This window comes from Kitasatospora sp. NPDC093558, from assembly GCF_040683475.1.
GTDB lineage: Bacteria > Actinomycetota > Actinomycetes > Streptomycetales > Streptomycetaceae > Kitasatospora.
Genome location: NZ_JBFBDY010000170.1, coordinates 1 through 12,694 on the forward strand (window position 1 = coordinate 1; position 12,694 = coordinate 12,694).

The window sequence follows — 12,694 nt, forward strand, 5'->3', positions numbered from 1 at the left end:
CGGCGGGCGACCGCCCGGGTGACGGCGCCGTAGCCGTGGTCGGTGACGAGGACGCGGTCGCCGGGTACGAGCGGGACGGTGTCCAGGGCGACCGCGACCGCCTCGGTGACGTTGGTGACCAGCGCGAGGCGCTCGGCGTCGGTGCCGAGCTCGGCGGCGATCCGGACGCGGGCGGCGGCGATCCGGGCGGGCAGGTCGGCGAAGAAGTCGTCCGGGTCGAGCTCGTGCTCGGTGCGCAGCCGCTCCTGCACCCGCTGGACGGGCAGCGGCACGGCGCCGTACGAGCCGTGGTTCAGGTGCGCCGCGTCCGTCGAGAGGCCGAACAGCCCGTCGGCCTCGGCCAGCGGCGCGGGGGGTTCGACGGTCGGCAGGTCCTCGGTCACTGCACTCTCCTCCTGCTGGTGTTGTGTGACATTTCACATGACGTACCCCTGGCCCGGCAAGGCGCCGTCCGGCCACCATCGGGCGATGACCATCACGGACCCCTTCCTCACCCTCAGCGCCCGAACCGGCCGGTTCGCCTTCGGTGCCCCGCGTGCGACCACGCTCAGCGAGGACGGTACCCGGCTGCTGCTGCTCCGCTCGGCCGGTCCGGAAGATCCGGTCGAGCGCCTGTACCTGCTCGACACCGAGACCAGTGCCGAGCGCCTCGTCGCCGATCCCGCCGCACTCGCCCCCGGCCGCACCGGCCACCGCGACGACCTGCCCGCCGTCGAACGCCGGCTGCGCGAACGGACCCGCCTGGCCGCCCCCGGCATCGGCACGTACGCGGCCACCGCCGACCTCGCCGTCGCCGTGTTCGCCCTCGACGGCCGGCTCTTCCGGGTCGACACCGCCACCGGCGTCGGCACCGAACTGCCCACCGCAGGGCCCGCGTTCGACCCCCGCCCGGACGCCACCGGCGCGCGCGTCGCCTACGTCGCGGACGACGCGCTGTACGTCACCCCGGACCTCGCGCCCCTCTCCCCCGCCGACGGAGCCCGCTGGGGCGTCGCCGAGTTCGCCGCCGCCGAGGAGCTCGGCCGCTCCCGCGGCCACTGGTGGCGCCCGGACGGCGGCGCGCTGCTCGCCGCCCGGGTGGACGAATCCGCCCTGCCCCGGCGGTACTTCGCCGATCCGGCCCAACCCGGCCTGCCCGCCGAGGACTTCGCCTACCCGCAGGCCGGCGGCCCGAACGCCGACGTCCGGCTGTGGGTCCTCGGCCTGGACCGTCGCCGCACACAACTCCGCTGGGACGCACAGGCGTTCCCGTACGTCTGCGATGCGCGATGGGCCTCCGACGACGAGATCCTGCTGACCGTCGCCGACCGCCTCCAGCAGAACGTCCTGCTGCTCACCGCCGACCCCGGCACCGGCGAGACCCGCGAACTCTCCCGCACCACCGACGAATTCTGGGTCGACGACCTGCCCGGCACCCCGGCCCGGCTCCCCGACGGCCGCCTCCTCACCGCCCACGACACCCCGGACGCCCGCGGCCTCGCCCTCGACGGCAAGCCGCTCGACACCACCGGCCTGCAGATCCGCCGGGTGACCGGCGGCCTGCACGGCCGGCTGCTCTGCGAGACCACCGACGGCGACCCGGCCGACCAGCACGTCCACCTCGTCGACCCGGACGGCGGCCCGCCCGAGCGGCTCAGCGGCGGCCCCGGCGTCCACTCCGCCCTCGCCGCCGCCGGCACCCTGCTGCTCACCTCGGCCACCCCCGACGGCGTCCGCCGCACGCTGTGGCTGCCCGACGGCCGCGAACTCCCGCTCACCGACCTGAGCGCCACCCTTCCGCTGCGCGTCCGTCCCCAGCTGGCCCGGGTCACCGAACTCGCCCTGCCCACCGCCGTCGTGTACCCGCGCGACCACGTCCCCGGCCGCCGCCTGCCCGTCCTCCTCGACGTCTACGGCGGCCCCGGCTTCCAGGCCGTCGCGAGCGAGCCGCGCCGCTGGCAGCTCCGCCAGTGGTGGGCCGACCAGGGCTTCGCCGTCGTCACCACCGACAACCGCGGCACCCCATTCGTCTCCCCCGGCTTCACCCGGGCGATCTTCCGCTGCTTCTCCCAGGTGGCCCTCGACGACCAGGTGGCCGCGCTGCACGCCCTCGCCGAGCGCCACCCCGACCTCGACCTCGGCCGGGTCGGTGTGCGCGGCTGGTCGTACGGCGGCTACTTCGCCGCGCTCGCCGTGCTGCGCCGCCCGGACGTCTTCCACACCGCCAGCGCGGGCGCCCCGCCCACCGACTTCCGGCAGTACGACACCGCCTACACCGAGCGCTACCTCGGCCTGCCGCACGACAACCCGGAGGGCTACGCCGACGACTGCCTGATCGCCGACGCCCCCGCGCTGACCCGCCCGCTGCTGCTGATCCACGGGCTGGCCGACGACAACGTCCACCCCTCGCACACGCTGCAGCTCTCCCGCGCGCTCACCCGGGCGGGCCGCCCGCACCGCGTCCTGCCGCTGCCCGGCGTCACGCACATGACGCCCGGCGGAGTGGGCGAGCAGATCGCCCAGGCCGAACTCGCCTTCCTCCGGGAGACTTTGGGCTGATCCATTGAGTTCCGCCGGACCGGACTGCCACACTCCCCGTGATCACCGCCCGGTCCGGGCGGCGGAGCGACACGGGGAGCGCACGAGATGAAGATCCAGAGACCTGGCCCGATCAACCAGCGCCAGTGGACGCCGCTGACCGCCGTCAACGGCGGGGTCGCCTTCGGACTGGAGCTCGCGCTGCTCGCGGCGCTCTGCTACTGGGGGTTCAAGACCGGCGGCAACCTCGGCGCCCGGCTGCTCCTCGGGATCGGCGCGCCCGCCCTCGCGGCGACCGTCTGGGGCCTGTTCCTGGCCGCGGGCGGACCCAGGTACCGGCTGCCGCTCGCCGCCGAGATCGTCCTCAAGCTCGTGGTCCTCGGCGCGGGCGCCCTGGCCCTGTACGCCACCGGCCGCACCACGCTCGGGACGGTGTACGCCGTGCTCGCGGTGGTCACCACGGCCGTGGAGTACACCACCCGCTAGAACGGCGAGAGCCCCGGGTCCCCCCGACGAAAAGGGACCCGGGGCCGCTCCTGCGGCCTCACCGCCGACGGGCGGTGAGGGCCGCGCTCACGACACCGAACAGCGTGATCGCCGCGATGCCGAAGGTCATGTACCGGGCCGAGGCCAGCATGCTGTCCCCACCCAGGCTGATCATCGTCCCGGACACCGCCGACATCACCGCGAACGCGATGAGCTGCGTCGTGCTGAGCGCCGCGGCCGCCTTGCCGCCCTCGGCCGGGTCCGCGCTGCTGCTCATCGCCGCCACGCTCAGGTGCGGGAACGCCAGCCCGATGCCCGTACCGGCCACGAACAGCACCCCCGCCCACAGCACCACGCGCGCCCCGGAGGCGTCCGCCGTCTGCAGCAGCCCGTACGCCAGCAGGCCGGCCGTCAGCACCACCGGGCCGGTGCGGATCGCCCGGGCCCGGCCGCGGGCGGAGACGATGCCGACGCTGAACAGCTGCGCCGACGTCCAGCCGGCCGACACCGCCGCGCCGAGGAACCCGGCGACCAGCGGGCCGAGCCCGCCCAGTTCCTGGCCGAACAACGGGATGAAGTTCTCCGGGATCACGCCCCCGCACAGCACCGCGACCGTCAGGTAGAGCCACTTCAGGCGGTTGCCCGCCCGGTACGTCTGGCGCGGCAGCACGGTCGCCGCCCGGCCGCGCTCGACGCCGACGAACCCGGCCAGCAGCAGGACGCCCACCGCGATCGACACCCCGGTGGCCCACCCGCGTGGCACCGTCGAGCTGACGCTGAACGCCGCCGCCGCGAGCGACAGCAGCACCAGCGACGGCAGCGGCACCGGCCCGGCCCCCGACCCCGCGCCCGACCGGCCCGGCAGCACCCGGCGGGCCAGCGCCGCCAGCCCCAGCGCGGCGACCAGCAGCAGCACGTACGCCCAGCGCCACGCGCCCAGCTGGGCGAAGAGCCCGCCCAGCGACGGCCCGACCAGCGTGCCGACGCCCCACATCGCCGAGACCAGCCCGGCCGCCCGGGTCCACAGCCGCTCCGGCAGCGCGCTGCGGATGACGGCGAAGCCGAGCCCGGCCACCAGGCCGCCGCCGAGGCCCTGCACCACCCGGCCGACGATCAGCGCCTCCATCGACGGACTGGCCGCGTTGAGGACGGCGCCCGCGCCGAAGACCAGGAACCCGAGGACGTAGGCGCGCGCCGCGCCCAGCCGCTCCAACAGCCGGCTGACCAGCATCGAGGCGATCACGGCCGCCATCAGGAAACCGGTGGCCACCCACGCGTAGTACCGGGCGCCACCGATGTCGGCCACGATCGACGGCATCAGCGCGGCGGTGAAGTAGAGGTTCATCGCATACAGCGCGACCCCGCCCGCGAGGATCGACGCCGGCGCCGCGAACTGCAGGGAGAAGAGTTCGCGCCAGCCCGCCGGGGGCCCGGGCGGCAATCGTTCGGATTCGTAACTTCCCTGTTCGGTACGGACTTCGGGGCTCTGCTTCGCGACTGATTCGATCACGTCCGGTACGCTAGATCTTCAACAGGGCTTGAAGTCAAGGAGCGCCAGGAGGAGCCGCCATGGACACCGCACCGGTCGACCTGCTGAGCGTCGGCGAGGTGGCCCGGCGGGCCGGGATCGCCACCTCGGCGGTGCGCTTCTACGAGGAACAGGGGCTGATCTCCTCCGAACGCACCACCGGCAACCAGCGCCGCTACCGCCGGCACGTGCTGCGCCGGCTCTCCCTCGTCCTGGTCGCCAAGCGGCTCGGCATCCCGCTGTCCGAGGTAGCCGAGGTCTTCGCCGCACTGCCCGAGGACCGGATGCCCAGCAAGCGCGACTGGGAGCGCATCTCCACCAAGTGGGCCGAGCAACTGCGGATCCGCCGCGCCGAACTGGAACGCCTGGAGTCGGAGCTCACCGGCTGCATCGGCTGCGGCTGCGTGTCGCTGCGCCGCTGCCGGGTGCTCAACCCCGGCGACGAACTCGCCGCCGAGGGGCCGGGCCCGCGCCGGCTGCCGCCGCTCTCCGGCTAGGGCTGGTACCCGGCCGGGCGCGGCCCTCGTGGGTCCCCACCGCGCCCGACCGGGGGTCTGCAGCCGGTCAGGCCTCCGGGAAGTGGCAGGCCGCCTCCCGGCCGCCCGGACCGGCGATCTTCAGCAGCGGCCGCTCCGTGCGGCACACCTCCTGCGCCTTCGGACAGCGCGGATGGAACGTGCAGCCGGACGGCGGGTTCGCCGGGCTCGGCGGATCCCCCAGCAGCACGATCCGCTCGCGCCGCCGCTCCGCCGCCGGATCGGGCAACGGCACCGCCGACAGCAGCGCCTTCGTGTACGGGTGCGCGGGGCTGCCGTACACCTCGGCCTTGTCGCCGATCTCCACGATCCGGCCCAGGTACATCACCGCGACCCGGTCGCACACCCGCTTCACCACCGACAGGTCGTGCGCGATGAACACGTACGCGAGGCCCAGCTCGCGCTGCAACTCCTCCATCAGATTGACGACTTGGGCCTGGATCGACACGTCGAGCGCGGACACCGGCTCGTCCGCGATCACCAGCTTCGGCGAGGTTGCCAGCGACCGGGCGATGCCGATGCGCTGCGCCTGGCCGCCGGAGAACTCGTGCGGGTAGCGGTCGAGGTGCTCCGGGATCAGCCCGACCAGCTCCATCAACTCGCCGGCCCGCTTGCGCGCCTCCGCCGCGCCCGCCCCCTGGACCAGCAGCGGCTCGGAGATGATCCGGGCCACCGTCTGGCGGGGGTTGAGCGAGGAGTACGGGTCCTGGAAGACCATCTGCAAGTGCCGCCGGTGCGGGCGCAGTTGGGACTGGGACAGGCCGCCGATCTCGGTGCCGTCGAAGGTGACGGTGCCCGCGGTCGGGTCGAGCAGCCGGACGATCATCCGCCCGGTGGTGGACTTGCCGCAGCCGGACTCGCCGACCAGGCCCAGCGTCTCGCCCCGGCCGACGTCGAAGGAGACCCCGTCGACGGCCCGCACCGGCGCCCCCGGACGGCCCGTACGGCCCCGGCGCCCCGGGAACGTCTTCACCAAGTCCCGTACGGAAAGCAGGGTTTCAGCCATCACACGACCTCTTCCGGCACCAGCGGCAGGTGGCAGGCGGCCTGGTGGCCGGGGCCGAGCGGGCCCAGGACGGGGCGCTCGGCCAGGCAGCGGGCGTGCTCGTCGGCGGTCGCGGCGGTGGTGCGGGCGCAGCGCGGCGCGAAGGAGCAGCCGGGGGCGGGGGCGATCAGCGACGGCGGGCTGCCGGGGATGGCGCGCAGCGGGGCGTCGTCGGTGTCGTCGAGGCGGGGCAGGGAGTCGAGCAGGCCGCGGGTGTAGGGGTGGGCGGGGGTGGCGAACAGCCGGTCCACCGGGGCCTGTTCGGCGGCCCGTCCGCCGTACATGACGAGCACCTCGTGGGCGACCCGGGCGACGACGCCGAGGTCGTGGGTGATCATGACGACGCCGAGGCCGCGCTCCTGCTGGATCCGGGCGATCAGGTCGAGGATCTGCGCCTGCACGGTGACGTCGAGCGCGGTGGTCGGCTCGTCGGCGATCAGCAGGTCGGGTTCGCAGGCGAGCGCCATGGCGATCATGACGCGCTGGCGCATGCCGCCGGAGAACTGGTGCGGGTACTCGTCGACGCGGCGGGCGGGTTCGGGGATGCCGACCTCGGTGAGCATCTCGACGGCGCGCCGGCGGCCGGCCTTGCGGGAGGCCTTGAAGTGCACGCGGTAGTGCTCGGCGATCTGCTCGCCGACGGTGTAGAAGGGGTGCAGGCTGGACAGCGGGTCCTGGAAGATCATCGCGATCCGCCGGCCGCGGACGGTGCCGAGCTCCCGTTCGCCGAGCCCGTTGAGCTCCCGCCCGTCGAGCCGGATCGAGCCGGTGACGGCCGCGCCGCGGTGCAGGCCCATGACGGCGAGCGAGGTGACGGACTTGCCGCTGCCGGACTCGCCGACCAGGCCGAGCGTGCGTCCGGCGTCGACGGCGAAGGAGATGCCGTCGACGGCCCGGACGGTGCCGCGGGGGGTGTCGAAGGAAACCTTGAGGTCGTCGACTTCCAACAGGACGGTCATCAGTACCTCACTCTCGGGTCGACGAACGCGTAGAGCAGGTCGACCAGCAGGTTCGCCGCGACGATGAAGGAGGCCGCGAGCAGGGTGACGCCGAGGATGACCGGCTGGTCGGAGCGGACCAGCGCGTCGTAGAAGAGCCGTCCGACGCCGGGCAGTCCGAAGATGGACTCGGTGATGACGGCGCCGGCCAGCAGCCCGCCGAGGTCCATGCCGAAGATGGTCAGGATCGGCGTCATCCCGGAGCGCAGCCCGTGCTTGACGGTGACGGTCAGGCCCGGCAGTCCCTTGGCACGGGCGGTGCGGATGTACGGCTCCGCCATCGCCTCGATCATCGAGTTGCGGCTCTGCCGGGCGTACATGGCCGCGTAGAGCAGGGCGAGGGCGATCCAGGGCAGGAGCAGGTTGGAGGCCCACTCCAGCGGTCCGTCGGCCAGCGTGTGGTAGGCCGGGTAGGGCAGCAGTCCGGCCGTCCTGACGACGCCCCAGATCAGCATGATCGAGGTGAAGTAGACCGGCAGCGACGCGGCGCCGACCGAGAACACCATCAGCGTGCGGTCGACGGCCGAGCCCTTGCGCAGCGCCGAGGTGACGCCCGCGCCGAGGCCGAGGGCCAGCCAGAGCACGGCCGCGCCGAGCGCGAGCGAGACGGAGACCGGCAGCCGGTCGGTGAGCAGGTCCCAGACCGGCAGCGAGTACTCGTACGAGTAGCCGAGGCACGGGAAGCCGCAGTGCACGGCGCTGGGGCCGCTGCCGTAGTCGCGGCCGGCGAAGATGCCGGTGATGTAGGTGGCGAACTGCTCCCAGACCGGCTTGTCCAGGCCCATCGCGGCCTTGACCTCGGCGATCCGCTCGGGGCTGCAGGTCTTGCCGCAGGCCGCGACGGCCGGGTCCGAGGGCAGCAGGTAGAAGATGGTGAAGGTGATGGCGCAGACGGCCAGCAGGATGCCGACCGTGCCGAGCAGGCGGCGGCCGAGGTAGAGCGTCACGACCGGCCTCCTCGGGGGTCGAGGATGTCGCGCAGCGCGTCGCCGAGCAGGGTGAAGGCGAGGACGGCGAGGAACAGGAAGGCCGTCGGGATGAGGAAGTACGTCGGGTCGGTCTCGTAGAAGCTGATGCTCTCGGCGATCATCTGGCCCCACGAGGGGGTCGGCGGGCGCACGCCCACGCCGAGGTAGCTGAGCGCGGCCTCGGTGGCGATCATGCCGGGGACGAGCAGCGTCGTGTAGGCGATGATCGGTCCCGAGACGTTGGGCAGGATCTCGCGGGTGAGGATCCGCCAGGAGCCGGCGCCGCCGACCTTGGCGGCCTCGACGTATTCGCGGTGCTTGAGCGAGAGGGTCTGGCCGCGGACGACGCGGGCGATGCCCGGCCATGTGAACAGGCCGATGACCAGGGTGATCAGCAGGATACGGTTGACGTCCTTGGCCACCGACATCATCGAGATCATGAAGATCAGCGACGGGAACGACATGGTGAGGTCCATCAGCCGGGAGAGCACGGCGTCGGTGCGGCCGCCGAAGTAGCCGGCGGCGATCCCGATCAGGGTGCCGGTGGCCACGACGACCGCGGTGGCGGTGAACGCGATCAGCAGCGAGACCTGGCCGCCGTGCAGGACCCGGGCGAACAGGTCGCGCCCGGTGGCGGGTTCGACGCCCAGCCAGTGCCGGGTGCCGATCCCGCCGAAGTCGCCGATCGGCAGGCCGCCGAGGTACGGGTCGATGGCCCGTTTGTCGAACTCCTCGGGGGACCAGCCGCCGAGCGCGCTCAGCGGGCCGGCCAGCGCGGCCAGCAGGACCAGGAGGGCGACGGTGACCAGGCCGAACCTGGCCGGCGCCTTCGCCCACAGCCGGTCCCAGACCAGCCGCCAGGGCCCGCGCCCGGCGGCCTTCGCGGGGCCCGCCGCCGCGACCTGCGCGGCGGCGGGCTCAAGGGTGGCAGTCATCGGACGGTCCCTCAGCCCTGGCTCTTGGAGGGGTCCTTGAGACCGATGGTCGCGAAGTCGAACTGCCCGGTCCACACCGGGTGGCCGAAGGCCCCGGCCACGTTGGTGCCGACCAGCAGCGGGCGGCGCTGCCACAGCAGCGGCACGGCCGGCGCCTTCTTCATCAGGTCGTCGTTGAGCTGCAGCCAGGCCTTGTTGGCCTCGCCGATGTCGCCCATGGCGTTGATCTGGTCGATCCGCTCCGAGGTGGCCTGGTCGCGGAACTGCTCGACGTTGCCCTGGTTGCCCTTCTCCTTGATGGTGCGGCCGTCGAAGACCATCGGCAGGAAGGTGGCGCCGGACGGGTAGTCCGGACACCAGCCGGAGATCGCCAGGTCCGGCGCGTTCTTGGTGTCGCCGATGGTGTCGTAGTAGACGGACGGGTCGGCGGTGGTGATGGTGGCCTGGATCCCGGCCTTGGCGAGCGACTGCTGGAGCGCCTCGGCCCGGGTCTTGTCGCCGGAGGAGACGGTCAGCGAGACCTTGAGGTCGCTCTTGCCGGCCTCCTGGAGCAGTTGCTTGGCCTTGGCCGGGTCGCCGGTCGCGGCGATCTTCATGGTGTCCTGCTTGGCGCCGCCGGTCAGCGCGGGCGGCAGGTACGAGGTGGCCTCGTCGGCCATCGCCGGTCCGCCGTACGCGGTGACCTGGGCGTCCCGGTCCACCGCGTACATCAGCGCCTCGCGGACCTTCGGGTCGTCGAACGGCGCCTTGGAGTTGTTGGGGAAGAGCATGTCGGTGCAGCCCTGCTGCTCGGCGACCAGCCGGTTCTTCACGTCCGCCTTGGGCAGCACCTTGGGGACGGACTCCGGGCGCAGCGTGGACCACTCGACGGAGGAGGCGTCCGCGCCCTCGCTCGCGATGATCCGGTCGTCGACCTGCCCGCCCTTCAGGCCCTGGACGACCACGATCTTGTCCGGGTAGGCCTTGCGGACCGGGTCGGTGGCCGGGTCCCAGCTGGCGTTGCGCACGAGGGTGAGCTGCTTGCCGCGGTCGTAGGTCTCGATCTTGTACGGGCCGGAGGAGAACGGGCGCAGGTCGTACTGCGTGCCCTTGTCCTGGGACTGCGGCACGGGCGCGAAGGTCGGCAGGGTCGCGGTGTACGAGAACTCGGCGACCGGGCGCTTGAGGTGGAAGACGACGGTCTTGTCGTCCGGGGTCTCGATGCTCGCCAGGTGCTCGCCGCCCAGCGGGCCCTTGTAGTTCTCGCCGCCGGCCAGGTACTGCTGCGCGTAGTCGGGGCCGCCGGTGAGGTCCGGGGCGAAGGAGCGCTCGACGTTGTACTTGATGTCGGCGGCCTTGATGGGTGTGCCGTCCTCGTACTTGACGCCGTCCTTGAGGGTGAAGCTCCAGGTCTTCCCGCCGTCCGAGGGGCGGCCGAGGTCGGTGGCGAGGTCGGGGACGATCTCGCTGCCGGCCGCGCCCGGCTCGGCCTTGAAGGTGACCAGGGTGCGGTAGAGCAGCCGGATGCCGAAGTCCATGTTCGGCATGGTCCAGTTGCGGGCCGGGTCGAGGTGGGCGAAGTCCTGGTTGGACAGGACGGTCAGGGTGCCGCCCTTGACCGGGGTGCCGCCGACGATCGTTCCGGAGGCGGCGCCGGGGGCCTTGGTGCTCGCGGCCCGGTCGTCACCGCCGCTGTCGCTCTTGTCGTTCGTGCAGGCCCCGAGGCCGAGGGTGAGGGTCGCCGCGAGGGCTGCCGCGAGCGCGGCGTGGGTGCGCCTGGTCATGTTGCAACTCCGCTGTGGGGGCCGGGTCTGGCCGCTCCGCTGTGTGACCCGTAACATAGTAATGTGAAATTGCACTGCACAAGAGCCTGCGCCGCCCGTTACCGAGCTGTGTCCGGCGCCCTACCACCCGTGCCGCACCGAGGAGTTCACCGGTGACCAGCCGTCAAGCCGACCTCAACACCGGGAGCCACGACCTCCCCGTCTCCCCCGCCCTCGACGCCTTCATGGCCACGCGGTGGGCCCCCACACCCCTGCCCGCCGACCGCCGCGTGCCCGGCCACGACCGCTTCCCCGGACGGCGCGCCCGGCTCTCCGCCGCGTTCCCCGGCGAACGGCTGATCGTCCCCGCCGGACGGCTCAAGGTCCGCTGCAACGACCTCGACCACCGCTTCCGCCCGCACAGCGCGTACGCCTGGCTCACCGGGCTCACCGGCGAGGACCAGGCCGACCACGTCCTCGTCCTCGAACCCGCCGGCCCCTGCGGACACGAGGCCGTGCTCCACCTGCGCCCCCGCTCCCCGCGCGACGGCGCCGAGTTCTACCGCGACCGCCGCTACGGCGAGTTCTGGGTCGGCCGCCGCCCCGACCTCGCCGAGGCCGCCGCCCTCACCGGCCTGCGCACCGAACACCTCGACGACCTCGCCAAGCTGTTCACCGGACCGCAGCCGCCCACCCGCGTCCTGGCCGGCACCGACCCCGCCGTCGACGCCTCCCTGCCGAGCCGCGATCCCCTCCCGGACGCCGAACTGGCCGCCGTCCTCTCGGAGTTGCGCCTGGTCAAGGACACCTGGGAGGTCGAACAGCTCCAACTCGCCGTCGACCACACCGTCCTGGGCTTCGAGGACGTCGTCCGCGCCCTGCCCACCGCACTGCGCCACCCGCGCGGCGAACGCTGGATCGAGGGCGTCTTCGACCTCCGCGCCCGCGCCGAGGGCAACGGCACCGCCTACACCACCATCGCCGCCTCCGGCGCCCACGCCTGCGTCCTGCACTGGATCCGCAACGACGGCGCCCTCGACCCCGGCGCCCTGCTCCTGCTCGACGCCGGCGTCGAGACCGACACCCTCTACTCCGCCGACATCACCCGCACCCTGCCCCTGAGCGGCACCTTCACCCCCGTCCAGCGCCAGGCCTACGACCTCGTCCTAGCCGCCCAGAGCGCCGGCATCGCCGCCCTGCGCCCCGGCGCCCGCTACCGCGACTTCCACCGCGCCGCGATGCGGGTCATCGCCGAGGGCCTCGCCGACTGGGGCGTCCTGCGCATCCCCGCCGACCGGGACCTCGCCGAGGACAGCGGCCTCCACCGCCGCTACACCCTCTGCGGCAGCGGCCACATGCTCGGCCTCGACTACCACGACTGCGCCAAGGCCCGCGCCGACCGCTACCTCGACGGCACCCTGGAGGAAGGCATGGTCCTCACCGTCGAACCCGGCCTCTACCTCCAGCCCGACGACGAGACCCTCCCCCTGGAACTCCGCGGCCTGGGCATCCGCATCGAGGACGACCTCGTCATCACCGCCGACGGCGCCCACCTGATGTCCGGCGCCCTCCCGAGGACCCCCAAGGCCATCGAATCCTGGATGGCCGACCTGCTGCGGTAGAAACCTTTACGCCTCCTGCGCCGCGCGCCAGAGGTCGGTGACGAGCTGCTCCGCCGGGCCCGGGCGGGTCAGGCGGTGGGCCGTGCCGGCCCACAGGTGCATCGCCCGGGTGTCGGCGCGGCGGGTGGCGGCAGCACGGAGGGGGCTGGTGAGGTGGTGGACCTCGGGGTAGGCGGGCGGGGCGTAGGGGCCGTAACGGTCGATGAAGGCGTTGCGCAGGCCGCGGGCCGGGCGGCCGGTGAAGGCGCGGGTGACGACGGTCTCCGGCAGGTCGACCAGCGCCGACCGGTGGGCCTGCGACGCGCCGGACTCGTCCG

At 73.2% G+C, this 12,694-nt stretch carries 11 protein-coding genes and 1 pseudogene; 4 read left to right on the forward strand and 8 right to left on the reverse strand.

Annotated elements, in window-relative coordinates; all coding sequences use genetic code 11:
• Nucleotides 1-383 (reverse strand): annotated as a pseudogene (locus AB0O00_RS18040) (aminotransferase); the annotation flags it as partial.
• 85 nt (nt 384-468) lie between these two features.
• Between AB0O00_RS18040 and AB0O00_RS18045 the strand changes: the two are divergent.
• Together AB0O00_RS18045 and AB0O00_RS18050 are read left to right on the forward strand one after the other, a co-directional pair.
• On the forward strand, nt 469-2,538 hold the full coding sequence (locus AB0O00_RS18045; RefSeq protein ID WP_363652855.1) for a prolyl oligopeptidase family serine peptidase: 2,070 nt from the start codon (nt 469-471) through the stop codon (nt 2,536-2,538).
• A gap of 87 nt (nt 2,539-2,625) precedes the next feature.
• Entirely contained in the window at nt 2,626-3,003 is a 378-nt protein-coding gene (locus tag AB0O00_RS18050) for a YrdB family protein (protein ID WP_363652857.1), read from the forward strand.
• 58 nt (nt 3,004-3,061) lie between these two features.
• Here AB0O00_RS18050 and AB0O00_RS18055 read toward each other — a convergent pair whose 3' ends face one another.
• Nucleotides 3,062-4,513: an MFS transporter gene (locus AB0O00_RS18055; protein ID WP_363652859.1), complete on the reverse strand. Its 1,452-nt coding sequence runs from the start codon at nt 4,511-4,513 to the stop codon at nt 3,062-3,064.
• Between the two features lie 59 nt (nt 4,514-4,572).
• Between AB0O00_RS18055 and soxR the strand changes: the two genes are divergently transcribed.
• Nucleotides 4,573-5,028: a redox-sensitive transcriptional activator SoxR gene (gene soxR / locus AB0O00_RS18060; RefSeq protein ID WP_363652861.1), complete on the forward strand. Its 456-nt coding sequence runs from the start codon at nt 4,573-4,575 to the stop codon at nt 5,026-5,028.
• A gap of 67 nt (nt 5,029-5,095) precedes the next feature.
• Here soxR and AB0O00_RS18065 read toward each other — a convergent pair whose 3' ends face one another.
• From AB0O00_RS18065 to AB0O00_RS18085, 5 genes are read right to left on the reverse strand one after another with little or no spacing between them, the layout of a single operon-like run.
• The gene (locus AB0O00_RS18065) at nt 5,096-6,073 is read right to left on the reverse strand and encodes an oligopeptide/dipeptide ABC transporter ATP-binding protein (RefSeq protein WP_363652862.1); all 978 of its coding nucleotides are present in this window, start codon (nt 6,071-6,073) and stop codon (nt 5,096-5,098) included.
• Complete coding sequence (locus AB0O00_RS18070) at nt 6,073-7,071, reverse strand: ABC transporter ATP-binding protein (protein ID WP_363652864.1); 999 nt, start codon at nt 7,069-7,071, stop codon at nt 6,073-6,075. Before AB0O00_RS18070 ends, AB0O00_RS18065 begins: the two co-directional genes overlap by 1 nt.
• Entirely contained in the window at nt 7,071-8,057 is a 987-nt protein-coding gene (locus AB0O00_RS18075; RefSeq protein WP_363652866.1) for an ABC transporter permease, read from the reverse strand. Before AB0O00_RS18075 ends, AB0O00_RS18070 begins: the two co-directional genes overlap by 1 nt.
• Nucleotides 8,054-9,013, reverse strand: coding sequence for an ABC transporter permease (locus tag AB0O00_RS18080; protein WP_363652868.1), 960 nt, complete (start codon nt 9,011-9,013; stop codon nt 8,054-8,056). Before AB0O00_RS18080 ends, AB0O00_RS18075 begins: the two co-directional genes overlap by 4 nt.
• 11 nt (nt 9,014-9,024) lie before the next feature.
• Nucleotides 9,025-10,776, reverse strand: coding sequence for an ABC transporter substrate-binding protein (locus AB0O00_RS18085; protein ID WP_363652870.1), 1,752 nt, complete (start codon nt 10,774-10,776; stop codon nt 9,025-9,027).
• 152 nt (nt 10,777-10,928) lie between these two features.
• Here AB0O00_RS18085 and AB0O00_RS18090 point away from each other — a divergent pair, with 152 nt between their 5' ends.
• A complete protein-coding gene (locus tag AB0O00_RS18090) occupies nt 10,929-12,377 on the forward strand; it encodes an aminopeptidase P family protein (protein ID WP_363652872.1) in 1,449 nt (482 codons plus the stop codon).
• Nucleotides 12,378-12,383: 6 nt separating this feature from the next.
• On the opposite strand, the gene AB0O00_RS18095 is transcribed toward AB0O00_RS18090, so the two are convergent.
• On the reverse strand, nt 12,384-12,694 hold a 311-nt coding region (locus AB0O00_RS18095), incomplete at its 5' end, for a nitronate monooxygenase (protein WP_363652873.1).

What these genes read in the sequence shown, in the direction of transcription:
- soxR (WP_363652861.1), top strand. Translation starts at nt 4,573, where the DNA reads ATGGACACCGCACCGGTCGACCTGCTGAGCGTCGGCGAGGTGGCCCGG.
- AB0O00_RS18045 (WP_363652855.1), top strand. Translation starts at nt 469, where the DNA reads ATGACCATCACGGACCCCTTCCTCACCCTCAGCGCCCGAACCGGCCGG.
- AB0O00_RS18080 (WP_363652868.1), bottom strand. Translation starts at nt 9,013, where the DNA reads ATGACTGCCACCCTTGAGCCCGCCGCCGCGCAGGTCGCGGCGGCGGGC.
- AB0O00_RS18070 (WP_363652864.1), bottom strand. Translation starts at nt 7,071, where the DNA reads ATGACCGTCCTGTTGGAAGTCGACGACCTCAAGGTTTCCTTCGACACC.
- AB0O00_RS18085 (WP_363652870.1), bottom strand. Translation starts at nt 10,776, where the DNA reads ATGACCAGGCGCACCCACGCCGCGCTCGCGGCAGCCCTCGCGGCGACC.
- AB0O00_RS18050 (WP_363652857.1), top strand. Translation starts at nt 2,626, where the DNA reads ATGAAGATCCAGAGACCTGGCCCGATCAACCAGCGCCAGTGGACGCCG.
- AB0O00_RS18065 (WP_363652862.1), bottom strand. Translation starts at nt 6,073, where the DNA reads ATGGCTGAAACCCTGCTTTCCGTACGGGACTTGGTGAAGACGTTCCCG.